The 24576-nt window shown below is 68.0% G+C and carries 23 protein-coding genes; 10 read left to right on the top strand and 13 right to left on the bottom strand.

All coding sequences use genetic code 11. From position 1 onward, the window contains the following. Positions 1-34 precede the first annotated feature (34 nt). Positions 35-508, bottom strand: coding sequence for a carboxymuconolactone decarboxylase family protein (locus BJ987_RS17265; RefSeq protein WP_209890870.1), 474 nt, complete (start codon positions 506-508; stop codon positions 35-37). A gap of 137 nt (positions 509-645) precedes the next feature. Here BJ987_RS17265 and BJ987_RS17260 point away from each other — a divergent pair, with 137 nt between their 5' ends. Continuing rightward, positions 646-1524, top strand: a complete 879-nt coding sequence (locus BJ987_RS17260) for an RNA polymerase sigma-70 factor (RefSeq protein ID WP_209890866.1) — start codon at positions 646-648, stop codon at positions 1522-1524. A 73-nt stretch (positions 1525-1597) separates the two neighbouring features. Here the strand turns inward: BJ987_RS17260 and BJ987_RS17255 are convergent, their stop codons facing one another. Further along, positions 1598-3019 (bottom strand): MFS transporter, encoded by a 1422-nt coding sequence (locus BJ987_RS17255; protein ID WP_209890864.1) that lies wholly within the window; start codon positions 3017-3019, stop codon positions 1598-1600. Positions 3020-3206: 187 nt separating this feature from the next. Here BJ987_RS17255 and BJ987_RS17250 point away from each other — a divergent pair, with 187 nt between their 5' ends. Both BJ987_RS17250 and BJ987_RS17245 read left to right on the top strand, forming a co-directional pair. Further along, entirely contained in the window at positions 3207-4169 is a 963-nt protein-coding gene (locus BJ987_RS17250; RefSeq protein ID WP_245366006.1) for a DUF8832 domain-containing protein, read from the top strand. A 102-nt stretch (positions 4170-4271) separates the two neighbouring features. Further along, positions 4272-5639, top strand: coding sequence for an MFS transporter (locus BJ987_RS17245; protein ID WP_209898584.1), 1368 nt, complete (start codon positions 4272-4274; stop codon positions 5637-5639). Between the two features lie 59 nt (positions 5640-5698). On the opposite strand, the gene BJ987_RS17240 is transcribed toward BJ987_RS17245, so the two are convergent. Together BJ987_RS17240 and helR are read right to left on the bottom strand one after the other, a co-directional pair. Further along, the gene (locus BJ987_RS17240) at positions 5699-6925 is read right to left on the bottom strand and encodes a L,D-transpeptidase (RefSeq protein ID WP_245366004.1); all 1227 of its coding nucleotides are present in this window, start codon (positions 6923-6925) and stop codon (positions 5699-5701) included. 147 nt (positions 6926-7072) lie between these two features. Beyond that, the gene (helR, locus tag BJ987_RS17235) at positions 7073-9274 is read right to left on the bottom strand and encodes an RNA polymerase recycling motor ATPase HelR (RefSeq protein WP_209898579.1); all 2202 of its coding nucleotides are present in this window, start codon (positions 9272-9274) and stop codon (positions 7073-7075) included. Positions 9275-9484: 210 nt separating this feature from the next. Between helR and BJ987_RS17230 the strand changes: the two genes are divergently transcribed. Together BJ987_RS17230 and BJ987_RS17225 are read left to right on the top strand one after the other, a co-directional pair. Then, a complete protein-coding gene (locus tag BJ987_RS17230) occupies positions 9485-9769 on the top strand; it encodes a hypothetical protein (protein ID WP_209890861.1) in 285 nt (94 codons plus the stop codon). Positions 9770-9772: 3 nt separating this feature from the next. Then, the gene (locus BJ987_RS17225; protein ID WP_307869649.1) at positions 9773-10189 is read left to right on the top strand and encodes a PIN domain-containing protein; all 417 of its coding nucleotides are present in this window, start codon (positions 9773-9775) and stop codon (positions 10187-10189) included. Between the two features lie 26 nt (positions 10190-10215). On the opposite strand, the gene BJ987_RS17220 is transcribed toward BJ987_RS17225, so the two are convergent. Genes BJ987_RS17220 through BJ987_RS17210 form a run of 3 tightly spaced genes read right to left on the bottom strand, consistent with a single transcriptional unit; the run spans position 10216 to position 12069 of the window. Continuing rightward, positions 10216-10815: an energy-coupling factor transporter transmembrane component T family protein gene (locus BJ987_RS17220; RefSeq protein ID WP_209890859.1), complete on the bottom strand. Its 600-nt coding sequence runs from the start codon at positions 10813-10815 to the stop codon at positions 10216-10218. Next, positions 10812-11492, bottom strand: a complete 681-nt coding sequence (locus tag BJ987_RS17215; RefSeq protein ID WP_209890856.1) for an energy-coupling factor ABC transporter ATP-binding protein — start codon at positions 11490-11492, stop codon at positions 10812-10814. Before BJ987_RS17215 ends, BJ987_RS17220 begins: the two co-directional genes overlap by 4 nt. Further along, positions 11485-12069, bottom strand: a complete 585-nt coding sequence (locus BJ987_RS17210) for a biotin transporter BioY (protein WP_209890853.1) — start codon at positions 12067-12069, stop codon at positions 11485-11487. The genes BJ987_RS17215 and BJ987_RS17210 overlap by 8 nt, the downstream gene beginning before the upstream one ends. Positions 12070-12355: 286 nt before the next feature. Between BJ987_RS17210 and BJ987_RS17205 the strand changes: the two genes are divergently transcribed. After that, on the top strand, positions 12356-12547 hold the full coding sequence (locus BJ987_RS17205; protein ID WP_209890850.1) for a hypothetical protein: 192 nt from the start codon (positions 12356-12358) through the stop codon (positions 12545-12547). Here BJ987_RS17205 and BJ987_RS17200 read toward each other — a convergent pair. Beyond that, the gene (locus BJ987_RS17200) at positions 12544-13548 is read right to left on the bottom strand and encodes an AraC family transcriptional regulator ligand-binding domain-containing protein (RefSeq protein WP_209890847.1); all 1005 of its coding nucleotides are present in this window, start codon (positions 13546-13548) and stop codon (positions 12544-12546) included. The two genes, BJ987_RS17205 and BJ987_RS17200, sit on opposite strands and share 4 nt — an antisense overlap. Positions 13549-13672: 124 nt before the next feature. On the opposite strand from BJ987_RS17200, the gene BJ987_RS17195 reads away from it, so the two are divergent. After that, positions 13673-14503, top strand: coding sequence for a siderophore-interacting protein (locus BJ987_RS17195; protein WP_209898573.1), 831 nt, complete (start codon positions 13673-13675; stop codon positions 14501-14503). On the opposite strand, the gene BJ987_RS17190 is transcribed toward BJ987_RS17195, so the two are convergent. After that, positions 14485-15633 carry an LLM class flavin-dependent oxidoreductase gene (locus tag BJ987_RS17190; RefSeq protein WP_209890844.1) on the bottom strand — a complete coding sequence of 383 codons (1149 nt, stop codon included), beginning with the start codon at positions 15631-15633 and terminating at the stop codon, positions 14485-14487. The two genes, BJ987_RS17195 and BJ987_RS17190, sit on opposite strands and share 19 nt — an antisense overlap. 320 nt (positions 15634-15953) lie before the next feature. Here BJ987_RS17190 and BJ987_RS17185 point away from each other — a divergent pair, with 320 nt between their 5' ends. Continuing rightward, entirely contained in the window at positions 15954-17588 is a 1635-nt protein-coding gene (locus tag BJ987_RS17185; protein ID WP_209890841.1) for a CocE/NonD family hydrolase, read from the top strand. A 44-nt stretch (positions 17589-17632) separates the two neighbouring features. Here BJ987_RS17185 and BJ987_RS17180 read toward each other — a convergent pair whose 3' ends face one another. From BJ987_RS17180 to BJ987_RS17170, 3 genes are read right to left on the bottom strand one after another with little or no spacing between them, the layout of a single operon-like run. After that, positions 17633-18871: an acyl-CoA dehydrogenase family protein gene (locus BJ987_RS17180; protein ID WP_209890838.1), complete on the bottom strand. Its 1239-nt coding sequence runs from the start codon at positions 18869-18871 to the stop codon at positions 17633-17635. A 52-nt stretch (positions 18872-18923) separates the two neighbouring features. Beyond that, a complete protein-coding gene (locus tag BJ987_RS17175) occupies positions 18924-19565 on the bottom strand; it encodes a response regulator (RefSeq protein ID WP_209890835.1) in 642 nt (213 codons plus the stop codon). Then, a complete protein-coding gene (locus BJ987_RS17170) occupies positions 19562-20734 on the bottom strand; it encodes a sensor histidine kinase (RefSeq protein ID WP_307869647.1) in 1173 nt (390 codons plus the stop codon). Before BJ987_RS17170 ends, BJ987_RS17175 begins: the two co-directional genes overlap by 4 nt. Before the next feature lie 176 nt (positions 20735-20910). On the opposite strand from BJ987_RS17170, the gene BJ987_RS17165 reads away from it, so the two are divergent. Continuing rightward, complete coding sequence (locus BJ987_RS17165; protein ID WP_209890831.1) at positions 20911-22398, top strand: multicopper oxidase family protein; 1488 nt, start codon at positions 20911-20913, stop codon at positions 22396-22398. Here the strand turns inward: BJ987_RS17165 and BJ987_RS17160 are convergent, their stop codons facing one another. Next, positions 22399-23772: an ABC1 kinase family protein gene (locus BJ987_RS17160; protein WP_209890828.1), complete on the bottom strand. Its 1374-nt coding sequence runs from the start codon at positions 23770-23772 to the stop codon at positions 22399-22401. A 130-nt stretch (positions 23773-23902) separates the two neighbouring features. Between BJ987_RS17160 and BJ987_RS17155 the strand changes: the two genes are divergently transcribed. Next, positions 23903-24529, top strand: coding sequence for a TetR/AcrR family transcriptional regulator (locus tag BJ987_RS17155; RefSeq protein ID WP_209890826.1), 627 nt, complete (start codon positions 23903-23905; stop codon positions 24527-24529). Positions 24530-24576: the final 47 nt, after the last annotated feature.

The following is a 24576-nucleotide window of genomic DNA, read 5'->3' as shown; positions in this document are numbered from 1 at the left end:
GCTGGGCCCCACCGGTGGGGCCCAGCCGTGCTCGTCAGCCGAACATGCCGACCTCGTAGGAGCCGCCCTTCTGGTGCAAAATCACCCCGAGCCGGTTGGCCGCGTTGATCATGGCGACCACGCCGACCAGCACGACCACCTGCTCTTCGTCGTAGTGCTCGCGCACCAGTTGCCAGGTCTCCGCGGCGACGCCGAGGTAGGCGTCGGCGAGTCGGGTGCCTTCCTCCGCGAAAGCCAGCGCGGCCTGTTCGGCGGCGGTGAACACTGTCGCCTCACGCCAGGCGGCGACGAGGTTGATCCGCACGGCGGATTCGCCGGCGGCGGCGAGTTCCTTAGTGTGTACGTCGCAGCACCAGCCGCAGCCGTTGATCTGACTGGCGCGCAGCGCGACCAGTTCCTGGACGGTTTTGGACAGCGAGGACTGTGCGAGTACCAGGCTGGCATTACCGAAGCGTTTGGCGAACTTCGCGCCGATCTCGTTGTCTACCAAGTTCATACGGGGTTCCATGACATCGTCCCAACTCGTTGCGTTGTGGTGAACGACCATGAGATGCCGGACATCCGAACCCTGTGACGACACCGAACTGTGACCTATGCCACCGCGCCGGGGTGTCACAGGACGAGGGTGGGCGGCATCTTGGGTACGTGCCAGAGTTCAGAGATCGCGCCACCGAGGCGTTCGTCAACCACCGCAATCTGCTGTTCACCGTCGCCTACGAAATGCTCGGTTCGGCCGCCGACGCGGAGGACGTGCTGCAGGAGACCTGGTTGCGCTGGGCCGGGGTCGACCTCGATTCCGTCCGGGAGCATCGGGCGTATCTGGTCGGAATCACCACCCGTCAGGCGCTCGGGCGGCTGCGCACGCTCGGCCGGCGCAAGGAGTCCTATGTCGGTCCGTGGCTACCCGAACCGCTGCTGACCGCGCCGGACGTGGCCGAGGACATCGAACTGGCCGAAAGCTTGTCGATGGCGATGCTGCTGGTGCTCGAGACCTTGACCCCGACCCAGCGGGCGGTGTTCGTGCTGCGTGAGGTGTTCGATCTGGACTATGAGGAGATCGCCGAAGCCGTCGAGAAATCTCCGGCGGCGGTGCGCCAGATCGCCCACCGGGCGAGGTCGCATGTGGCGGCCCGGCGACCGCGCGATGTCGCTTCGCCCGCGCAGACCGCCGACGCGCTGGACGCGTTCCAGCGCGCGGTGCGCACCGGCGACCTCCAGGGCCTGCTCGACATCCTCGCGCCCGAGGTCGTCTTCCTGGGTGACGGCGGCGGCGTGAAACAGGCTGCGCCGCACCCGATTGTGGGCGCGGAGCGGGTAGCGCCGATCCTCGTTCGGATCGACCCCGAGACGGTGGTGACGCGCGCGCAGGTCAACGGTTATCCGGCGCTGGTACTGCGGCTCGACGGCGAAATCGACACCGTGGTGGCGGTGCGCATCGAGGGCGGGCGGATCTCCGGGCTGTACGCGGTGCGCAACCCGGAGAAACTGTCGCGGATGGCAGCGGAGACGCTGTTGCGTCGATGAACCTGTCCCCCAGCGTAATTCGGGTGGTCGCGGTGGCGGAACCACGACCACCCGAATTGTGCGGGTGTCACCCTCAGACGGTTTCGGGCACCGACTCCGCCGGAACCGGGCTGCGCATGGTGACCGCCGCGATGCCCGCACCGGCCAGCGCGATGACCGCGGCGCCGAGGAAGGCGGCCGCGAAACCATCGGTGAGCCGAGGTAGGTCACCGAGCCGGTCGGCGCCGAAAGCCGTTGCCACCGCGGTCATCGCGGCCAGCCCGATCGCGGAACCGACCTGGTAGCTGACGTTGACGAGGCCCGAGGCGAGGCCGCCTTCCTCCGGCCGGGCCGCGGCGATAGCGGTACCGAGGGAGGGTATGAAGGCCAGGGCCATGCCGCCCGCGGCGACCAGCGACGCCGGGAGCACGTCGACCCAGAAGTTGCCCGTCGGCCGGACCAGCGACAGGAGTCCCAGCCCGATAGCCAGCACGACCAGGCCGGTGACGATCATCGGCTTGGCGCCGAATCGACGCATGGCCCGCGGGGCGAAGACGATCATGCCGAGCATGATCAAGGTGGTCATCGGCAGCAGCGCCGCGCCCGACGGGAAGGCGCTGTAGCCGAGTACCTGTTGCAGATACAGGTTCAGGAAGAACCACATCGGCACCCAGGCCGCGCCGAGCAGAAGCTGAGCGATATTCGCGGCGGCCAGATTCGGGGCACGGAGGATGTTCAGCGGCATCAGCGGTGCGCGGTGCCGGGTCTGCACCACCACGAACGCGGTGAGCAGTGCGGCCGCGGCGGCGAGGACGCCCCAGGTCTGACCGGATCCCCAGCCCACCTCCGGAGCCCGGACGATGCCGTAGACGGCGGCGGCCAGGCCGGCGGTGACGGTGATCGCGCCGAGCAGATCGATCGAACCCGGCCGTGCCGGTGCGCTGGGCATCAGCGCCGGGATGGCGATGAGCGCGAGGATCGCGATCGGGACGTTGATGTAGAAAACCCATGGCCAACTGAGGTATTCGGTGATGACGCCGCCGAGGAACACACCGGCCGTACCACCGGCGGGGGCCGCGGCGCCGTACACGGCCAGGGCTGTGGTCAGTTCTTTCGGCGAGGCGCCGAACAGCATCATCAGCAAGGTCAGTGCCGCGGGCGCGATCAATGCCGCGCCCGCGCCTTGGATTACGCGACCGGTCAGCTCGACCGCGACATTGCCCGCGGCGCCGGCGATCACCGAACCGGCAAGCAGGACAAGCCAACCCGCGCCGAACACGCGGCGCGCGCCGAGCAGGTCGGAGAGCCGGCCGCCGAGCAGGAGCAGGCCGCCGAAAGCGATGACGTAGGCGTTGAAGACCCAGGTCAGGTTCTCCTGGGAGAAGCCGAGGTCGGCCTGCATCTTCGGTAGTGCGATGCCGATGATCGACGTGTCCATGATGACCATGAACTGCGCGGCGGCGATTACCGCCAGCGCCAACCACTTTCGCGTGGCCGGTGGGGTCTGGGTTGACATTTCGGTTCCGTCCTTCCGGATGTGTTCGAGCTGAGGGCTGGAACCATACCCCCCTATGGTATGTGATTGTCAATGCTGCACGGCGGTAGTTTGCGTCGCGGTGGGCTGCGTCACATCCGGTTGATAGATACCCCCAGGGGGTATAAATTTCAGGTCGTCGGACAAACATGATCGAAAGGCCAGGACAATGACCACCACCGGAAACCACATCAGCCACGGCGCGCATGCAGACCACACCGCTCACGTCCGAAATGCTGAGCACGGCGGGGCAGCCGTAGACGCCGCATACGAAGCGCACGCCGGACACGGCGGTTCAGCGGCACACGCCGCGCACGGAGTACCTGCCGAACACGATCCGCACGCCGGACACGGCCATGCAGCAACCCACGCCGCACATGAAGCGCACGCTGGGCACGACGCGCACGCCGGGCACGGTGGCGGGCTTCCGGGTGGGCTCCAAATCACCCAGGACGGTTACACATTGGAGCTGGCGGAGCCGATCGGCGCGCCCGGCGAGATCGACTTCCGGTTCCGGATCCTCGGTCCGGATGGCGCGCCGGTCACCGAGTACGACGATATTCATGACCGTCGGCTGCATTTGATCGTGGTGCGGCGCGAGTTGACCGGTTTCTGGCATGTGCATCCCGAACTCACCGCGGACGGGACTTGGGTTGTGCGCCTGAATCTTCCGGATGCCGGTGCGTATCGCGTCTTCACCGATATCGCGCCGCGAGCCCTCGGCAAGACCATCACGCTCGGCGCGGATCTCGCGCTGGCGGGCGCCTACCTGCCGCAGCCCACCCCGCAGGCCGTGCGCACCGCCGCCGTCGACGGTTACGAGGTCACCCTCGATGGTGATCTGGTTGCCGGCGAGGGCCGGTTGCTCACGCTCACTGTGCACAAGGATGGGCAGCCGGTTACCGACCTCCAGCCCTATCTGGCCGCCTTCGGACATCTGGTCGTCATCCGCGCGGGTGACCTGGCCTATGTCCACGTGCACCCGAACGGTGCGCCCGGCGACGGCGTCACCGCGCCCGGCCCGCAAATCACCTTCCACACCGCTGTCCCCGGCCCCGGCACCTATCGCCTGTTCCTGGATTTCAAGCACGGTGAGGTTGTCCGCACTGCCGCCTTCACGCTCCGCGCCTGACTGTCAGAGGAGAAAACACCGTGTGCGAATGCCACTGTCCCCGACCGCGAGATCCGCCACTGTCCAGCCTATTTCGAGGAAACACCACCGATGTCCACGCCCATGTTTACCTCGCTGTTCCGCCACCGTGACTATCTGCGACTGTTCACCGCCCAGGTGTCGGCGCTGTTCGGCACCGGATTGACCACCGTCGCGCTGGGTTTGCTCGCCTACGAGCTGGCCGGCGCGGACGCCGCCGCCGTGCTCGGCACCGCACTGACCATCAAGATGCTCGTCTACGTCACGGTCGCCCCGATTGTGGCGGGCTTCGCGCACCGGTTACCGCGCCGCCCATTCCTGGTGGGACTCAACGGCATCCGCGCCACCGTGGTGCTCGCCCTGCCCTTCATCGATCAGGTGTGGCAGATCTACCTGCTGATCGCCGTCCTGCAAACCGCTTCCGCCGCTTTCACTCCCACCTACCAGGCGATCATTCCGGACATCCTGCCGGACGAACGCGAGTACACCCGGGCTCTGTCGGCTGCCCAGCTGGCGGCCACCATGGAAACCCTGCTGAGTCCGATGCTCGCCGCGGCCGCCCTGATGCTGATCAGCTTCCACTGGTTGTTCATCGGCACGGCAATCGGATTCGCCGTCTCGGCCGTGCTGGTGCTGACCACCCATATCCCCGAGGCGGGCACCGTCGCCGCGGGTACTTTCCGGGAGCGCAGCACCGTCGGCATGCGTATCTTCGCCGCGACGCCTCGCCTGCGCGGTCTGCTCGGCCTGAACCTGGTGGTCGCCGCCGCCGGTTCGGTGATCATGGTCAACACTGTGAACTACGTGCGCGACACCCTGGGCGGCACGCAATCCGGGGTGGCGATACTGCTCGCCGCCAATGGTTTCGGCACCATGCTGGTCGCTCTCGCCCTGCCGCGCATTCTCGATCGCACCGGCGCGCGTCCCGTAATGCTCACGGGCGCAACGATGCTCATTCTCGGTCTGGCCGCGGCGATCGCGCTTTCCACCGCACCGTCCGGCGACTGGCGCCGGCCCGCCGCGATCGCGATCTGGGCCCTCATCGGCGCGGGCACCGCCGCCATCCTGACCCCGACCGGCCAGGTCCTGCGCCGCTCGGCCCACGCCGCCGACCGCCCCGCCCTCTTCGCCACCCAGTTCTCACTCTCCCACCTGGCCTGGCTGCTCACCTATCCCATCGCCGGATGGCTCACCACCACAGCGGGTTTCACGACCACGTGGCTCACCCTCATCGTCCTCGCGACCGCCGGCCTCGCCGTGACGCTGCGGACCTGGCCCCGCCACGACCCCGAATTACTGACCCATCTGCACGAAGCCGGCACCATCGACCCGGCCCGCCTGACCGATGCCGAGCGCGTCGACGCCACCCACTACCGGCACACCCACCCCTACGTCATCGACACCGACCACCCGCGCTGGCCGGACCGACAGCACATCCTCGCCGCGGCCTGACCCCGCAATCGCGCTCCCGCACCGGCAGTTCCGGTGCGGGAGCGCGATTGAACGAACCGTCAAGCCGGGGCGGAGCCCGCCACCCACTCGCTCCACGGAACGCCCCAGTCGCCGCCCTGCCAAATGCTGAGGGGTTCGCCCCCGGTGTTGCGGACCTCGACGACATCGCCTTGACCGATGAACTCGTAGAACCACTGCGCGTCACCGGGTCCGAGGTTGAGGCAACCGTGCGAGACGTTCGTGTTGCCCTGCGCCCAGACGCTGGATGCGAGTTCGTGCAGGAAGATGCCGTCGTGGCTGATGCGGACGCCGTAGTTGATCGTCACCTTGTAACCACCGGAACCGGTGAGGCCGTAGCTGGCGGAATCCATGACCACGGGATGCTGGCGTTGCAGAACGGTGTAGACGCCGGGCGGGGTCCAGAAGGACAGGAACTTGTTCCCGGCGTAGGCGGTGCCGCCCTTGCCCATGGAAGTCGGCATCGAGCGCACCAGCTGCCCGTTCTCGAAGACGTCGACATGTTTGGTGTTGTCGTCCGCGATCGCGATGCGCTCGGGTCCGATGGTGACCGACACTCGCTGGTTACGCGCACCATATAGACCGTCGCCGAGGCGGGCGCCGTAGAGGTCGGCGGCGACGGTCACCGTGGTACCGGCCCGGTGGTATCGCTCCGGGCGCCAGTGCGCGTTGCGGTCACTGACCCAATACCAGGCGCCCGACACCGGCGGGTCGGTGCTGACCTTCAAATTCTGTTCTGCCGCAACGCGGTCGACGGGTTCGTCGAAGACGGCGACGACGATCAGACCGACGCCGTGGGTGTCGCCGTCCACCAGATCCTCGAGGCTGGCCGAACGCAGCGACACGTCGGTCAGCCGGCCGGGCAGCACCGTGGCGCAGGTGGCGGTCGCGGCGACCTCGCCGGTTTCCCCGGCCGCCGCCGCCTTCGCCGTGTAGGTATGGCCGTAGCCGAGCGGTTCGGTACTGCGCCAGCTCCGTTTGTCGGCGGCCAGGACGCCCGGAAGGACGCGGCCGGTCTCGTCGATCCACTCCACGGCGTTCAGCGTTCCACTGGCAACCGCCACCGCGGCGAACGCGCGCGGGTCCACCTCCACACTGCCCGGCACGGGGTCGAAGGCGACGACCGCCGGCACGGGCCGCGGCGGCGGATCCTTCCGCGCCGTCCCGCAACCGGTCAGGATCGTCGCACCGGCCAATCCGGCCAGCACCTGTCTGCGCCGCATCGCCACCGCCAACTCCCTTCGCCGAACAGCAAACGGATCGAGCATCGAATGCTGTATAGCAAAACTTCGGCAATACAACGGCGCGGGTACGCGGCCCGCGACCGTTCCGACGCGCAACCGACACCATCCGTCCACCGGAGCAGCGGTCCGCGATTCCCGGAAGGCTGGAGCTGAAGCGTGAAATCGCAGGGCCTACAGCCGATTTCCGGCCTGGGCGGTCGGCCCGACAGCCGCGAGCCCGGTCAGGGCCTGCGGGAGCGGGCCCTGATGGAGCACTCCGAGACGCTGCGTTGCTCGAGTCAGGGCGACGTAGAGTTCGGCCGCGCCGCGCGGTCCGTCGGCGAGGATCCGCTCCGGTTCCACGACCAGAACGGCGTCGAACTCCAGTCCCTTCGTCTCCGACGCCGGTACCGTCCCCGGCACGCCGGGCGGTCCGATCACGATGCTGGTGCCCTCGCGGTCGGCTTCGGCACGCACGAATTCCTCGATGGCAGCGGGTAATTCGTCGGCCGTGAGCTCCCTGGACCAGGGCTGGACGCCGCACGAGCGGACCGATTCCGGCGCCTGGACCTCGGGCGCGAACTCGGCGAGCACCTTGGCCGCGACCGACATGATCTCCGCCGGGGTGCGATAGTTCACCGTCAGTGACCGGTACACCCAGCGACCAGGCACGTACCGCTCGAACATCGCGTCCCACGAGGTCGCACCGGCCGCCGACCGGCGCTGCGCGAGATCGCCGACGATCGTGAAGGACTTACCGGGGCAACGGCGCATCAGCACCCGCCAGTCCATCTCGGAGAGCTCCTGCGCCTCGTCGACGACGATGTGCCGGTAGGTCCAATCCCGGTCCGCCGCAGCGCGTTCGGCCAATTCGCGGGTATCGCGTTCGATGAACCGCTCCGCGAGATCCGCGCCGAAGAGCATGTCGGAGGCGAACAGGTGATCCTCGTCGTCCATGTGGTCCTCGCGGCTGACCAGCAGCTCCTCCAGCACTCCGGCGGCGTACGCGGCCTCCTTCCGCCGTTCCCGCTCGGCGGTGTCGTCGACCGGCTTGTCGGGGCCGAGCAGCTCGAACAGTTCGTCCAGCAGCGGGACGTCCGACACGGTCCAGGCGGCGCCGTCGGCCCGGTACAGCGCGACGTCGGCGCCCGCCGCGTTCAGTCGTTCGGGCGACGAATAGAGCTCCGCCAGAAACGTTTTCGGGGTCAGCGTGGGCCACAGCTGGTCGAGCGCGGCGGCGAAGACCGTGTGCTCGGCGAGTTCGGTGAGCAGGTCCTCGCGTAGCTGCTCCCACGCCTCCTTGTCCGACCGGGTCAGCCAGCCCTTGCCGATCCGGGCGATCGCCCGCTCGGTGAGCACGTAGGTGATGATCTCGGTGAACTTCGCGCGCGCCGCGTTGTGCGGCAGGCCCGTCGCGCGCGCCTCGTCCCTGGCCCACTCCGCGGTCTCGGCGTCGATCCGCACCGTGGTGTCCGCGAGTTCGATCGAGATCGGCTCCGCGGGCAGCCGCTGCCGGTCGGCGACGGCCGCTCGCAGTACCTCCAGGATCCGCAGCGAGCCCTTGATCCGCGCGGCATCCGGCGCGTCCTCGGCGGTGGCGCGCAGACCGGGCAGCAGATCGCCGGCGGTCATGAACACCACATTGGTCTCGCCCAGCGACGGCAGCACATGCGCGATGTGGTTCAGGAACGCCGGGTTCGGTCCGACGACGAGCACGCCCTGCCGTTCCATCCGCTCGCGCTGGGTGTAGAGCAGGTATGCGACGCGGTGCAGCGCCACCACCGTCTTGCCGGTGCCGGGACCGCCTTCGATCACCAGCACGCCCGGATGATCCAGCCGGATGATCTCGTCCTGCTCGGCCTGGATCGTCGCGACGATGTCGCGCATCCCCTGCCCGCGCGGCGCGTTGACCGCGGCGAGCAGCGCCGCGTCGGCCCCGTGCTCGTCACCGCTGGGACGACCGAGCACCTCGTCGGTGAAATCGACCACGGTGCGCCCGCGGGTGTGGAACTGACGGCGCCGGCTCATGTTCTCCGGACTCGCGGCCGTCGCCACATAGAACGGGCGCGCGGCCGGCGCGCGCCAGTCCAGCAGCAGCGGTTCGAACTCGTTCGCCTGGTCGAAGATCCCGATCCGGCCGATGTAGGAACGCTCACCCGTCACGGTGTCCAACCGGCCGAAACACAGCCCGTTGTCGGCCACGTCCAGGCGCTTGACCTCTTTGGCCAGCGCGCGCACCTCGAAGTCCCGTTCCATCGCCGACACCCCGGTCCCCCGCAGCGCCTCGCTGTGGCGACCCCGAACCCGCGCGCGTTCGGCATCCAGCCACTCGTACAGCCCGGCCACATAATCCTGCTCGGACCGCAATTCGTCTTCGTACCCCTGAGTTGACACAGGCATTCGCAACTCCCATTTCCGCAGGTCCAAGCTTCGGCCAGCGATTATGCGCCCTCACCCCGCCCTTGCCGCAAGCCCCGGGGTGCGCTATACAGTGAGAAGGGACAAGGAGAAACACACTCCTTGCCCTTTCTTTTTGCCCGCTCCACGCGACGACCAGCACCCAGCGCCCAGGCCGTTTGCTACTCGGAGTAGTAAACTCGGGTCATGAGTGCACTACCTGCGGACTTCCCGCCGGGAGAGGGGCCGGCGGCCAAGGTGAGCGTCTCCCTGCGAGCCGGAAACATCCGCGCGATCAAAGACCGCGTCGGCGCGCGTGGATTCTCCGCCTACGTGGACGCCGCCGTCGAGCGCCAGATCGAACGAGACCTGCTCGAAGAGGCGTTGCTCGCCAACGAGGCACAAGCCGCGCCGATACCACCGGACTTCAAAGACGAAGCGGCAGCGCTGTTCCGCGAGGTGCGGTCCGCGCCCGAGTTGCAGGGGGAATGAGGGGTGGCGCGAACGCGAAGCCGGCTGTCTGCGGGGACGTTGATTCTCGACAGCGAAGGGTTGTCGAAGTGGTGTGCCGCGGACCAGCGAGTCACCGCGTACGTCCGCGAAGCGCAGGACAATGATTTCCGGGTCGCGATCAGCGCTCTCACTCCTGTCGAGGGGTACAACATGCGGGCGAAGAACGACCGCTTTCGCTGGTACCTGTCCCGTTTGCGCATCGAGCCTGTCACCGACGAGATCGCGTTTCATGCCATCGATCTGCTGCGTGCCGCAGGCCTGCACGGGCACAAGTACGCGATCGACGCCGTGGTGGCGGCGACCGCTCTCCGTGCCTCGAAACCAGCCGTCATCCTGACCTCCGATGCCGACGACATGGCAATGCTCTGTGGCAAGCAGGTACGTGTGGTTGCCGTGTAGCACTCGAAGTGCTGACCGCCCACGGCTCAGTCGTCGACGCCGCGGGCGGCGAGGGCCTCGCCCATGGCGTCGGCCGTGCGCAGGGCGCGGACCAGGACCGGGGTTGCCAGGGCGGTCATGGACCATTGCAGGCCGCGGGCGCGGCGGGCTTCGGATACCTCCTGCACGATGGCGGTGAGGAGGGGGACGCAGCGGATGGCGAGGGCCAGGAGGAGGGCGATGCGGTCGGGGTCGACGCCGAAGCGGCGCAGGGGGCCGAGGGCGCGGGTGACGGTGTCGAGCATGTCGGTCACCCGGGTGGTGAGAGTGACCAGGGCGGCGAGGGCGACCGAGATCAGGAGCAGGCCGCACACGACGAAAGCCTGGGCGGGTGAGGTGAGGAGTACCTGGAACGCCGCGATGATCAGGAGCATCCAGGTCAACGGACGTAGTTGAGCCGCAGCGACTCCGACCGGAATGCGGGCGGTCGCGAACAAACCCGCGACGATCAGGGCCGCGACGGCGACGCGTAGCGGGGTGCGCGCGAACACTGTCGCGGCGACGACGGCCGCGAGCAGCAGCAGGAGTTTCGGGCCGGGCGAAAGCCGGTGCACCGGCGAGGTTCCCGGCCGGTACAGGCCGATCATCCGACCAGGGCCCGGTAGGTGTGGACGGCGTCGGCCGGAGCCCCGTCGAAGGCGACCGCGCCGTTGTCGACGAGGATGACCCGGTCGAAGCCGTCCAGCAGGGCCAGCTGATGAGTGACGACGATGACCTGCTGGTCCATCGTGTCGAGGGCGTGGGCGACGACGCGGGCGTTGCGGAGATCCAGCAGGGTGGTCGGTTCGTCGGCGATGATCAGTTCCGGCTTGCGGATGAGGACCGCGCCGATGGCCAGCAGTTGTTTCTGCCCACCGGAGAGCAGATGGGACGGGTGGTCGGCGTGGTCGGCGAGCTGGAACCGCACCAGCATCTCCTCGACGCGGGCGGCGATCTCCGGTTTGCTCAGGCCGGACCGGCGCAGGGAGAAGGCCAGGTCCTCGGCGACGGTGGGCATGACGATCTGAGTGTCGGGGTCGGTGAAGACGAACCCGACCTTGCGACGCACCTGGCCGCCTTTGCGGGCGGTGTCGAGACCGTCGACCGTGACGCGTCCCGCCGCGGGGATCAGCAAGCCGTTGATCATGCGTGCCAGCGTGGATTTGCCGGACCCGTTCGCGCCGATGATCCCGACGCGTCGTTCGGTGATGCGCAGGTCGATACCGGCGAGGACGGTGCGGTCCCCGAAGGCGTGGCGCACCGAGTCGAAGACGATCTCAGGCACGGATCAAACCCGGGTACGCCCGGTGCACACCCTTGGCGACGACCGTCGCGACGACAACTTTCGCCAGATCACCGGGGATGAACGCGAAGTTCGTGGAGATGGCGTGCGCGAGGTCCAGGTCGGTGCGCAGCAGCAGGCCCAGGGATCCGCAGAGATAGATGACGACCAGACCACCGAACGCGTTGATCAGCAGGCCGAGCGCGATCGGGTACTTCGGCAGGATCCGGGCGGTCAGCAGGCCGATGACGAGGGTGGCCGGGATCCAGCCGAGCAGGTAACCGGCGGTCGGGCTGGCCAGCGCGGTCAGCCCGGTGCGGCCCCCGGAGAGCAACGGCAAACCGATCAGCGTCAATGCGATGAATACCAGCACCGCAGCCGTGCCTTTGCGTGCACCGAGCACCGCGCCGGCCAGGATCACACCGAGCGTCTGAACCGTGATCGGCACCCCGCTGAAACCGACGGTGATCGTGCCCGGCAGACCCAGCGCGGCGATCAGCGCCGCGAAGACGGCGATTTGTGCCAAGTCCCGGGCGGCGAAGCCGACCTTCGACGCACGGGTGTTCTCGACACGATCCACGACGCTTTCCTCCACTGCCTGGTTGAACGACGTTCAAGATAGCAAACGACCAGTACCGGGCCGCCGACGAACCTTGGCGCGTTTGCCCGACGTTGACATGTTCCGCGCTGGCCGATTGCCGATCGCCGAGGCGACACTGAGGATCCGCACCCCCGTGGCCCTGCCCTCCGAGCCGGAAGGCAGGCGGCAGTGTCGTGCGGGGCCGGGGTGCTCCGCAACGGATTCCGTTGCACGCCAACCTGATGCACGTTTCGCGTAGCTCGTCGGATGCCGGATTGGAGATGTTGTGCCCCACTCGCACGAAAGCGCCATCGCCTACGTGATCACAGCCTTGGAGGCCAAAGGTACGGCGACGCGCGAGGATTTCGACGTACCGGGCATCGTCGCCACCTCACGCGCGATCGTCGAAACCTGGGATCTCGGGGCCATGGACCGCGCGATGTTCTGGAATATCGCCGCCAGCCATCTGAAGGTCTAGCCCCGGCTGTCCGAACGCTGCGCGTGACTGGCCACCGACCAGCGCAACGCCGCCCGGCGCATCGAAGTCGCGTCGGCATACCCCAATAGTTCGGCCTGCCGGCCCCGGCTCAGCGGGCCCCGGGCCGTCGCGCTCGCGAGCCGGGCGTGCCGGGCCCGGTCCAATTCGCGCCGCCAGGTCGTGCCCGCCTCCGCCAGCCGGCGCTGCAAAGTGCGCGGACTCGTCGCCAGCCGGCGCGCCACCTGTTCCAGTGACACCTCGCCCTCGCCGAGCACCTCGCCGATCGCCACGGCGACGCGCTCGGGCCACGCGCTCGTCAGCGGCGGAGGCGGCGGCAGCGCCGCGGCCAGCGGTCGCAGCACCTCGGCCAAATCCGGGTCGGCCGTCGTGAGCGGCAGCCGCATATCGGATTCACGGAAGGTCATCGCGTCCAGGTCGGCATCGAAGTCGAAGGTGGTGTCGCCGAAGACCTCCCGATAGACGTCGAGCCGACGTGGCGCGCGCTGGCGGAACGAGACCTTGGCCGGGATCAACGGTGCGTCGACCACGCGGCGCGCTCGGGACAGCACGGCCGCCAATCCCCACTGATGGGTTTGATCTCGGGCCCGGCCCGCCCCGTCGACCATGTCGACCCGCAGCGTCGGACCGCTATCGGTGTCGAACAGATCGAACCGATGATTGGTGGTGACCGCGGCGATGTACGGGCCACAGGTCGCTAACCCGGCTCCGACCGTCGGCGCGCTGATGAAGAGATAGTCGTAGAGCCGAAGCACTTTGGGTTGGTAGCGGCTGGCCACGCGCAATGCCACATCGGGATCGTCGAGCCAGCGCGCCCCGATTTCCCAGACGCGCCAGAAGGTTTCGCTCGGTAGGTGCACGCCGTCGCCGGTCAGCGTCCATTCGGGAATGCCGCATTCGCGGATCAGCCGGTTCCGATCGATGCCCGCGGCCGTCAGCTGGGCGATCGCGAACCGATGCAGCAGTGTCTGATCTGTTCCCAAGAACCCTCCTCACACCGTCGCCAACCGTGATCGTGCGGAAACGCTATACCGCACACAGTGTTCCAGAGCGCGAATTCGGCGGACTTTCTACCCTGAAATCAGGTTAGGCTATCTTCGGTGCATGATGGACCGCAGCGCCTACGCCGAACGCATCCGGGAAGTCCTGGCGGGAACGCACGGGGCCAAAGTCGGCTACCCGATCGGACTGTGCGAAGTCGAGGTGCGGCGCAGCGTTGCCGTGGGCTCGGGACTGCTGCGGATCACCTTCGGCGGTCCGGAGCTGGACGGTTTCCACAGCTACGTGCCGGATGAGCATGTGCGCCTGATCTTTCCGTGCGACGACGGTGTCCTCCGGCTACCGCGGCGCGACGGGATGTCGCTGGAATGGGGTGCGCCCCGGCCGGTTTCGCGCGAATACACGGTGCGCCGGTACGGCGACGGCGAACTCGACATCGACTTCGCGATCCATCCCGGCGGCCTCGCCTCGGAGTGGGCACTGACCGCCACTCCGGGCACCCGCGTACACATCGCGGGCCCGCCGGGCGGCGTGGTGGTGCCGCGCACCTACGACAGGTATCTGCTCGCCGGTGACCTGACCGCGCTGCCCGCTATCGCCCGCTGGCTGGAGTGGTTGCCCCGCGAGGCCGCCGGCTGGGCGTTCATCGAGGTGGGCGCCGAGAGCGAGCAGATCGAGCTGAACCCGCCGCCGGGTGTCCAGGTGCGCTGGGTGCCGCGCGGCGCCGCGGAACCGGGCAGCGGTGACGCCTTGGCGCAGGCGCTGCGCGACGTGCGAGCGCCCGCCGGCGAACGGATCTATGTGTGGATCGCCGGGGAGGCCGGCGCGCTGCGCCCGTTACGCCGCTGGGTCCGCACCGACCTGGGTGTGGGCCCGAAGGATTGCTTGATCGCCGGATACTGGAAGCGCGGCATCGCCGACTACGACCGGGACGAATGACTCTGCCGGCGCATGCGCGCCGCCAGCCAGGGCACCACGCCGTAGCCGAAGGCCGCGTCCGCGTTGGAGACCAGGGCCGAGCTCGGAAAGACGATCGCGTGCCGTAAGCCCGCGTCGGCTTGCGCGCGCAGACGGATCAGAACTTCGGCGGGAGTACCGATCACGAGCCACTCGTGCAGCACCTCCTCGGGGACCTCGGCGATCGCGTCCAGCACCTCGGCTCTGGTCAACCGGTGCGGCATCATCTCGACGAGTCCCCGATAGTCCGCGCCGAACGGGTGTTTCGCACCGCAGCGAGCCCATACGGCGGCCGGTGCCATCAGCCCCAGATAGCGGACCGCGGGCGCGCGCAGCTGACGCTTGATCTCGTCCCGGGTGCGCGCGGTGATCATCGCGATCATCTGCGCCGGGACGATGGCCAGCGGATCGCGCCCGGCGGCCGCAGCCGCGGCGCGGACCACCTCGAGTTTGCCCGCGTACTCCTGCGGGGTGAGCGCCTCCCAGGGGTACCAACCGTCGGCGTAGCGCCCGGTTAGCTCCAGCATCCGCGGGCCGTGCGCGCCGATCCAGATCCGCGGCAGCCGATCCGGCGGCACGGTCAGATCCATGGGGGCCTGCTCGATGCGGTAGTACTTGCCGTCGAAGTCGATCGGACCCTTGGCGTCGAAACAGGCACGCAGCACCTGCAATGCCTCTTCGAGCCTGCTCACCGGGCGATCCCAGGTGAATCCGTACGGGTCCAGGTTCTCCTTCTCACCGGAGCCGATACCCAGGATGGGCGGCGCCTTGGTCATGTGGGCCAAGGTCAGGAAGGTCTGCGCCAGCAGCACCGGATGCCGGCGGTGCGGATCGGTCACCCCGACACCCAGCTGTACCCCGCCCGCTCCCCCGGCCAGATGCGCCAGCAACGGCGCGAAATCGAACTGGGCGTCCGGGCTGGGCACGGTCTTCGCCTGCGGCGTGAAGTCGCTGTCCCACACCGCTTTCGGGAACACGCTGATCAGATGATCCGGCGCCAGCACCGAATCCAGCCGCCCCAGCCGGGCCAGCCGCACCAGGAACCGCGCCGCGCCCAGGGGCGGATTGACGCCCGCCATGGTGCCCACCGAGAACGATCGCGACTCCGACACCGTGGTCTCCTCTCGACCGGGAAATCCCCGAAGATCCGATTATCCCGGCGGTCCGGTCGCACGTCCGGCGAATCCGAACGCCGGCGGTAAAACCCGACTTCCGGTATCGAATCCGAATTCGCATCGGCTGCGGAAACAAGGCGGTAATCTTTCATCAAAGCCGTTGTGTTCGAACTCATTTCGATCATCACGAGCGCCGCCACCGCATTCGCCGGCGTGATTCACCCTTGCCGTTTTGACGGAATCCCCTCCGCGCCAACGTTGTTCGCGGATTCACTGCTCGCCGCAGAGACCGAAGCCGGTCTCGAAAGGATACGAACATGTCCCCTGCGCGTTCGAATCAAGTGCGTTTGCTGGCCCCCGATCAGGAAGCCCTCGTCGAGGCCGTGGCGAACGGGTTGCTGACCGGCACGGCCACCGGTGTTCCCGACTATGTCGCCGAGGACGTCGCCGCCGTGCGGGCGCACAGCGTCCTGGGCAAAGCGCTGATCCCCGGTGACGGCGTCCTGCTCGACGGCATTGCCGCGTGGCCGCGCACCGGCGGCCCGCATCCGCTGATCGTCCTGCCGGCCGGCCTGGATCCGGCCGGATGGAAGATGTACTCCGGGGCGATCATTCGGCTGTTGATGCGCGGTTACGCGGTGGTGGCATACACCGAACGCGGCCTGCCCGGTTCCGAGGGGAAGCTGACCGTCGCCGGGGAAGAAGACGTCCGGGACGGCAGCTGCGTTATCGACTGGGCGCTGGAGCACGAGCAATTGAACGCGGACTCGCAGCGGATCGGCATGGCGGGCATCTCCTACGGTTCCGGCATCAGCCAGCTCGTCGCGCACGCCGATGAGCGCGTGAAAGCTGTTGTCGCACTGAGCACCTGGGCCGACCTGGGCGAGGCGCTCTATGACAACGGCACCCGCCATACGGCGGCCGCGGAAGCACTGGCCGCGATCAGCGACCGTCCCAGCGTCGGGCTGGAAAAGGTGCTCGAGGAATTCCGGGCGAACAATATCGAGCCGGTCCTGGAGTACGCGAGCCACCGCTCCCCCGCCCTGCTGCCCGAACTGCGCCCCGTGCCCACCTTCTTCACCAGCTTCTGGCACGAAACGATCTTCCCGCAGAACCAGTTGCTGGAATTCTTCGAGCGGTATCCCGGACCGAAACGCCTGGACCTCGCCATAGGCGACCATGGGGCGGTGGAGGTGCCGGGCCTGTTGCTCGGGGTGCACACTCGCACCACCGAAGCCGCCTACGACTGGTTCGACCGCTACTTGCTCGGCGTAGACAACGGCATCGACCGGGACGGCGTCGTGCACACCGAGACCATGCACAGCTTCGGCAACGCCGCCGCCGCGGATTTGAGTTCCTGGTCACGCGCCGTGCGACGCTTCTACCTGACGGCGCCGACGGGTCAATCGTCCGACGGCACCTTGACTTCGGAAGCCCCGTCCGAATTCAGCCAGCAGTTCGACGCCGCCGGCGCACAGGTCCAGGCCGTGACCGCGCTGGTCATGGACGGATTCCGGGAACGACTGCTGATGCCCGTTCGGCAGCAACTCCCCGAGGTCGACCGCACGGCCGCCGCCGTCTGGAACACCGCGCGATTCGCGCGGCCGCAGCATATCGCCGGCACGCCCGAAATCGGGCTGACGGTCACACCCTCCGGCCGCGAAGTCACCGTCATCGCCTACCTCTTCGACCTGAACGCCTTCACCGGCGCCATGCGGATCATCACCCACGCCGCCGGCACCGTCCACAACCAGGAGGCGGGTCAACCGGCCGAGGTCCGAATGCGCCTGCAAGCCACCGATTATCACATTCCGATCGGCCACAAACTGGTCCTCGTCGTCGACGCCCGGGACCTGCTCTACTTCTATCCCGACCAACCCGACACGGGCGGCACCGTCACGCTCTCGGACAAGCACGGTCCGGCCTATGTGGACGTCCCGATGGACGCCTAGCCGTCGGTGCGGCCGCGGGCTCGAGCCCGCGGCCGCTGCCCGGATCACGCCCCCAGCAAGCCCTTGGCGATATGGGTGACCTGGATTTCGTTGCTGCCCGCGTAGATCATCAGCGACTTCGCGTCGCGCGCGAGCTGTTCCACTTTGTACTCGCGCATGTAGCCGTTGCCGCCGAACAGCTGCACGGCTTCCATGGCCACCTCGGTGGCGGCGCGCGAGGAGTACAGCTTCATGGCCGAAGCCTCGGCCAGGGAGACCTGCTCGCCGGCCGCGGTGCGTTCGATGGCGTTGAAGACCATGTTCTGCACATTGATTCGGGCGATCTCCATCTCGGCGAGCTTGAGCTGGATGAGCTGGAACTGGGCGATTTCCCGGCCCCACAGCTTGCGCGATTTGGCGTACTCGACGCAGAGGCGGTGGCATTCGTTGATGATGCCCAGCGCCAGCGAGGCGATGCCGATGCGCTCGGCGGCGAAAGATTCTTTCGCACTGTCCTTTCCGTCGCCTTTGGCCGGGTTCTCGGTTTCGCCGAGCAGCCGGTCCTTGCCGATGCGGACGTTGTCGAAGAACAGTTCGCCGGTCGGCGAGGAATTCATGCCCATCTTCTTGAACGGCTTACCCTGAGTGAAGCCGGGCATCCCGCGGTCCAGGACGAAACTGAGCACCTTCCGATCGCGGCGGTCGACGGCGGCGTCGCCCTCGTCCAGCTTGGCGTAGACGACGGTGACATCGGCGTAGGGTCCGTTGGTGATGAAGGTCTTCTGCCCGTTGAGAATGTAGTCTTCGCCGTCGCGGCGCACGTAGGACTTCATACCGCCGAACGCGTCCGAGCCGGAGTCGGGTTCGGTGATCGCCCAGGCGCCGACCTTCTCGAAGGTGACCAGTTCCGGCAGCCAGCGCTTGCGCTGCGCCAGCGTGCCGCGACTGCGGATGGTGCCGACCGTCAAGCCCAGCGAAACACCCATCGACGCGACGAGTCCGAGGCTGACGCCGGCGAGCTCACTGTTGAGGATCACGCCCATACTGCCCGCCCCGCTGAAGCCGGACTTCGCCGCGGCCACGGGCGTTTCGCCGCGCTCCTCCGCTTCCGCGCGCGCGATCGCTTTCGCCAGGCTCTCGCGGGCCATCTCGTCCATGCCGAAGGCGGCGTAGAGCTTGCGGATGATGTCGAACGGCGGCAGCTCACCGCTCTCCAGCTGCTCGACGTGCGGCTTGACCTCTTTGTCGATGAACCCGCGCAGGGCGTCGCGGAACATCAGGTCGGTGTCGGACCACTGGTACATCGTGCAAACTCCCACGGGATCGCCGGAACGGTGCCCTCGATTAGAACACGTTCTAGCCGGTGTCCGCGCCGCGGCGGTGTGCGTAGACCGCCAGGCGGACCCGGTTGTCACAGCCGGTTTTGTCCATCAGGTTGGCCACGTGGGTCTTCACGGTGGTGACGCCCAGGTGCAGGCGGTCGGCGATCTCCTGATTGCTCGCGCCCGTGCCGACCAGGGCGAGCACCTCCCGCTCGCGGGGAGTGATCGCGACAGTGTCGGGTGCGGCTTCCGGCGTGCCGGCCAGGGCGCGGCCGACGAGTCTGGGCACCAGCGCGGGCGAGAAGGGCATGTCGCCGTCGATGGTGCGCCGGATGGCGCTGAGCAGGTCGGCGGCGGCGGTGTCCTTGACCAGGAAGCCCGCCGCGCCCGCGGCCAGCGCGGGATAGAGGTGCTCGTCGTCGTCGAAGGTGGTCAGCACCAATACCTTTGCCGCGGAACCTGATCCGACTATCTGGCGAGTCGCCGCCACGCCGTCCATACCGGGCATCCGCAGATCCATCAGGATCAGAGCGGGAGCCGATTCCGCGCACAGCCGCACCGCCTCGACACCGTCGGCGGCCTCCCCGACGACCCGCATATCGGCGGTGGATTCGAGCAGCATCCGCAGGCCGGTGCGGATCAGGCGTTGATCGTCGACCAGCAGCACCGTGATCATCGCGGCGTCAACTCCCGGGTGGCGGTCGCGGGCAACCAGGCTTCGACGATCCAGCCGTCCGGCGCCGGGCCCGCTTGGACCAGACCGCCCGCGATATCGACGCGCTCGCGAATCCCGATGATGCCGTGCCCCAAGGGGTTCGGCGGCACGCCGCGACCGCCGCTGCCGATCCGCACCGTGATGCCGCCGTCGCCGCGCGCCACCGTCACCGCGACCGGTAGCGCACGGTCGGCGTGCTTCATCACGTTGGTGAGTGACTCCTGCACGATCCGCAGCAGCGTCAGCCGCCCGACCGCGTCGAGCCCGGACGGGTCGGCGAGGAGGTCCGCGTCGATGACGAACCCCGCGGCCCGTGCCCGCTCCACCGCCGCGGCGACCTCACGACCCAGCGTCTCGGACTCCACCAGCGCGACCGCGCCGAGGTCGGGATCGCGCAACGCCACCAGCAGCCGCCGGATGTCGGCCAGCGAATCCGCGGCCGCCCCGTGGACATCGTCGAGCACCGAGCTCACGCGGGGATCGGGATCGGCCAGCACGTGCCGGGCCACCTCCACCCGCAACACGATCGAGGCCATGTGGTGCGCCACCAGATCGTGCAGCTCCCGGGCCAGCGCGCTGCGTTCGGCGGCGCGGGTGTGCGATTCCGCCTCCGCCCGGCGCGCTTCGGCGGCAAGGGCCTCCAGGCGAAACTTCTCGGCCAGATCGCGCTGGGCGCGCAGATACAACCCCAGCAGCAGCGGCAGTCCGGCATAGGCGACGGTCTCGACGGCGGTCGCCGCGCGCCAGAACGGCATGTGGTCGAACCAGAGTCCGATCAGCAGCGAAGCGGCCCAGCACGCCGCGGCCAGCGCCACCGCGCCGCGATGGTGGGTGCGCATCACCGCGTCGGTGAGCGCGACGGCACCGAGGTAGGGCACCAGACCCGACAATCCCCACGCGTCGGCCAGGAACATCGGTATCGCCAGCGCGGACAGCGCCACCGAGACCGCGAGCGGCCACCGGACGCCGAGCACGAGCAGCGCCGCCGCCGTCATCGAGAGCAGCCAGTAACTCATCGGCACCCGGTATTGGCCGGGGAAGGTGCTCGCGAGCAGGAGCAGCGGGACCAACGCCAGGGGGACGCAGCGCAGCAGCAGCCACTGGTCACGGCGCGGGACGGTTTCGGTCACCGATCCACGGTAGGGGACGTTATCGGTCCGCCGCCTCCTCCCCCGGCAGGAGACGGCGAGCTATCGGTTACCACACAGCAAGCATCGCGGCAAGGGCCGGTGGCAGGACCGTCTCGCCGCGAAACAGCGGCCCGCGGGCGGAGGAGACGCAGACCGCCGCCGACCAGGATTTCGATATGACTTTTTCGCGAAGGGGGTTTCTGGCCGGGCTCGCGGCCACGCCGATCGTCCTCGGCACCGGCTGCGCCCTCGGCCGCTCGGACGCTCCCGTGCCGGGACCGCGGCCGCTACCGATCCCACCGCTGGCCGACTCGACCGTCGACGCGGACGGTGTGCGCCGGTTCCGGCTCACGATGGCACCGGGCGCGGCCGAAATCCTGCCCGGCAAGCACACGCCCACATGGGGCGTGAACGGGCCGCACCTCGGCCCGACGCTCCGCGCCCGGCGCGGCGAGGCGGTCGCGATCGAGGTGCGCAACGACCTGCCCGAACCGAGCACGCTGCACTGGCACGGTATGCGGGTGCCCGCCCGGATGGACGGCGGGCCGCATCAGACGATCGCCCCCGGCGGCACCTGGGCCCCCTCGTGGACCATCGATCAACCGGCGGCCAGCCTGTGGTACCACCCGCATCCACACGGCGGCACCGAGAAACACGTCTATCGCGGCTTGTCCGGATTCTTCCTGGTCGACGACGACGCCGCGGACCGACTCGATCTGCCGAAAGACTATGGGGTGGACGATATCCCGCTGGTCATCCAGGACCGGCGATTCACCGCGGACGGTGCCCTCGACGAAGCCGCCCCGACCGATATCGGCCTGCTCGGCGACACCGTCATCACGAACGGCATTGCGGGGGCTTATCTTCGGGCACGCACGTCCCGAATCCGGTTGCGCCTGCTCAATGGATTCTCGGGACGGCTCTACCACCTAGGCTTCGCCGACAACCGGCAATTCCAGGTCATCGGCACCGATGGAGGATTGCTACCGAAGCCGTTATCGCTCAACCGGATTCAGCTCAGCCCGGGTGAGCGAGCCGAGATCGTGGTGCCGATCCGGGCCGGTGACACAGTCATGCTGCGGGCGCTGCCGATCGAGAATCGTGGCGACATCGACGTCGCCGAAGCTCGCGAGTTCGGCTTCGACGACAGCTTCGACATTCTGGAGTTACGCGGCACTACGTCGGTCGCCGACGCCGCCGCCGTGCCGGACGCGCTGATCCCCGGTGCGGCGATTCCGACCGCGGCCGCGGTCGCCCACCGACGCTTCGACCTGCAATGGTTCCAGATCAACCACGCCCGGATGGACATGAACCGCATCGACTTCACCGTCGCGGCCGGCAGCACGGAGGTATGGACCGTACGCAATGCCGACAACTGGCCGCACAACTTCCACGTGCACGACGTCCAGTTCCGGATCACCGACATCGACGGCGCGGCACCGCCACCGGTACTCGCCGGTTGGAAGGACACCGTCTACACCAGACCCGGCTCCACCTACACCCTGGTCATGCGGTTCTCCGAGCACACCGACCCGACCTATCCCTACATGTATCACTGCCACCTGCTGCTGCACGAAGATCGCGGCATGATGGGCCAGTTCCTCGTGCTCGGGCCTGGTCAGCAACCCGTTCCGATGCCGATGTCCCACGGCGGGCACGGATGATCAGTGCCGTGCCTGCTGCCACGCGGCCACCGCGCGCCCGATCTCGGTGGACGGCGGTTCCCGGTACAGCCATTCGCGGGCGATGCGGTGCCAGTTGTTGGTGGTGTGCAGCTGGCCGAGGGCGGCGAAGGTGAACAGGTCCGTGCGGCGCGAGAAGACGTGCTCGGGTGGAAGGCGTTGGGTGCGCATGCCTTTGAACTCGGCCGCCCGCGGATCCACGGCCATGATCACCGCTCCGGTGGCGAGTTCGGGGGTGATGGTGATCTCCTCGTCGAGCAGGTGCCAGCCCGCCGCGGCCCACACGTAGTCCAGGACTTCCTGTTCGGAGACCTCGGATTCCGGGTCGAGGATGCCGCGCCCGACCCAGGCGTCGTACAGGTCCTGGGCGCGGTATTCGCCTGCGGCGAGCAGACATTCACGCTCGAGTTCGACGTGCTCGGGTTCCATGTGGCTGTAGAGCCCGAAATCCACGAAGCCGACCCGGCCGTCATCGGCGAACAGGATATTGCCGGGATGCGGGTCGCCACAGAATTCGTAGTCGGAGAACATCGACCCGACATAGAAGCGGTACACCAGTTCCCCGATCCGGTCCCGGTCAGCGGCCGGTAGCTTCCGGATCTCCTTGAAAGACTGTCCCGCGATGTATTCCGTCACCAGCACGTGCGGACGGCACAGTTCCTCGATCGCGTCCGGGACCGTGCTGAACGGATGGCCGCGGTAGCGCTCGGCGATGCGATGCTGGGTCCGGGCTTCGCGCTCGTAGTCGAGTTCGCTGCCGATACTGCGGGAGATCTCGTCGAGCACCTCGTTGTCGGCCGCGCTGGGCAGCACCGACTTCCATAATCGGCTGAACATCGCCAGATTGCGCATGTCCGCCTCGACGGCGTCGTCGACGCCCGGATACTTCACCTTCACCGCGACCTCGCGGCCGTCGCGCAGCCGCGCCCGATAGACCTGGCCGATCGAGGCCGCGGCGATCGCGGTCTCGTCGAAATCCGCGAACACCCGTGTCAAGGGGCCCAGATCATCCTCGATCACCTTGCGCATCCCCGCGAACGGCACCTCCGGCGCTTGGTCCCGGAGCTCGGCGAGCTTGACCCGGAACATCTCCCGGTGCGATTCCGGCATCAGGTCGACGTCGAGCACCGACAGCATCTGCCCGACTTTCATCGCCGCGCCCTTGAGGCCGCCGAGTACGGTGACCAGCTGTTGTGCGGCCTGCAACGTGGATCGCTCGGCCAGCAGCTCGCGCGCCTGCTCCGGGCGTCCGATCATCGACAGGCGTGTTCCGACGCCGCGAATCGCCTGGCCCGCCACCATCGCGCCGATCCTGCCGCCGCGCGCCAGCCTGCTCTTCGGTACTCGCCCGGTCATCACACCTCCGTTGATCCACCACATTTCACCCTATGAGGGCGGCTCATGATCAGGAATTCGCCCACGCGGCGGCGCGGACCATGCCTAAGCTGAGCGCCGCTCATTTTTCTCGAGTCGGCAGGAGGATTCGATGCCGTCGAAAGCTTCGGGTCAGCGGCGTCGTCCCGCCCAGGAACGCGCGAAGGCAACCCGGGAGCACATTCTGGATACCGCGGCGGCGCTGTTCGGCGAACGCGGTATCGCCAACACCTCGACCAACCGCATCGCGGCCGAAGCCGGGGTCAGCATCGGCACCGTCTACCGCTACTTTTCCGACCGCGGCGTCATCGTCGAGGAGTTGCTGCGGCGGCTGCTGGAAAACATCGAACAACGGTTCACCCAGCAGATTTTCGGCCTTTCGGATCGGTCGACGCTGGAGATGGTGACCGGCATTCTCGAAGTGCTCGCCGAGGAACTGGCGGCCCAGGCCCGGCTGGTGCGCGCGCTGGTCGAGGGCGTGCAGTTCTACAGCAGCGGCATCCCCGAATTCGAGCCGCGGCTACGGCTGCTGGTCAAGGTGATGGTGATCCAGTTGCTCGGTCCAGGCGACGATCACGAGTACGACGTAATGACCTTTGTCCTGATCAACACCTGTTTCGCGGCGGTGCTGCGGTCCGCGGCACTGGAGGTCGACGCCCAGGCGCGCCAGGAGGCCATCCGGATGACGGCGCGCATGATCGCGGCCTGGACCGACGCGGAGCGCGCGCAAGCCGCGTGAAAAGTGAGCGGCACCCCAGTAATTGGTCTTGCGGGCACTCCGCAGTC

Source organism: Nocardia goodfellowii, assembly GCF_017875645.1.
GTDB classification, from domain to species: Bacteria; Actinomycetota; Actinomycetes; order Mycobacteriales; family Mycobacteriaceae; genus Nocardia; species Nocardia goodfellowii.
Note: the sequence above shows the minus strand (reverse complement) of the source record. Positions and strands in the feature narration are given on the sequence as shown.

What these genes read in the sequence shown, in the direction of transcription:
- BJ987_RS17265 (WP_209890870.1), bottom strand. Translation starts at nt 508, where the DNA reads ATGGAACCCCGTATGAACTTGGTAGACAACGAGATCGGCGCGAAGTTC.
- BJ987_RS17255 (WP_209890864.1), bottom strand. Translation starts at nt 3,019, where the DNA reads ATGTCAACCCAGACCCCACCGGCCACGCGAAAGTGGTTGGCGCTGGCG.
- BJ987_RS17250 (WP_245366006.1), top strand. Translation starts at nt 3,207, where the DNA reads ATGACCACCACCGGAAACCACATCAGCCACGGCGCGCATGCAGACCAC.
- BJ987_RS17245 (WP_209898584.1), top strand. Translation starts at nt 4,272, where the DNA reads ATGTTTACCTCGCTGTTCCGCCACCGTGACTATCTGCGACTGTTCACC.
- BJ987_RS17240 (WP_245366004.1), bottom strand. Translation starts at nt 6,925, where the DNA reads ATGCTCGATCCGTTTGCTGTTCGGCGAAGGGAGTTGGCGGTGGCGATG.
- BJ987_RS17230 (WP_209890861.1), top strand. Translation starts at nt 9,485, where the DNA reads ATGAGTGCACTACCTGCGGACTTCCCGCCGGGAGAGGGGCCGGCGGCC.
- BJ987_RS17220 (WP_209890859.1), bottom strand. Translation starts at nt 10,815, where the DNA reads ATGATCGGCCTGTACCGGCCGGGAACCTCGCCGGTGCACCGGCTTTCG.
- BJ987_RS17195 (WP_209898573.1), top strand. Translation starts at nt 13,673, where the DNA reads ATGGACCGCAGCGCCTACGCCGAACGCATCCGGGAAGTCCTGGCGGGA.
- BJ987_RS17185 (WP_209890841.1), top strand. Translation starts at nt 15,954, where the DNA reads ATGTCCCCTGCGCGTTCGAATCAAGTGCGTTTGCTGGCCCCCGATCAG.
- BJ987_RS17180 (WP_209890838.1), bottom strand. Translation starts at nt 18,871, where the DNA reads ATGTACCAGTGGTCCGACACCGACCTGATGTTCCGCGACGCCCTGCGC.
- BJ987_RS17175 (WP_209890835.1), bottom strand. Translation starts at nt 19,565, where the DNA reads ATGATCACGGTGCTGCTGGTCGACGATCAACGCCTGATCCGCACCGGC.
- BJ987_RS17165 (WP_209890831.1), top strand. Translation starts at nt 20,911, where the DNA reads ATGACTTTTTCGCGAAGGGGGTTTCTGGCCGGGCTCGCGGCCACGCCG.
- BJ987_RS17160 (WP_209890828.1), bottom strand. Translation starts at nt 23,772, where the DNA reads ATGACCGGGCGAGTACCGAAGAGCAGGCTGGCGCGCGGCGGCAGGATC.
- BJ987_RS17155 (WP_209890826.1), top strand. Translation starts at nt 23,903, where the DNA reads ATGCCGTCGAAAGCTTCGGGTCAGCGGCGTCGTCCCGCCCAGGAACGC.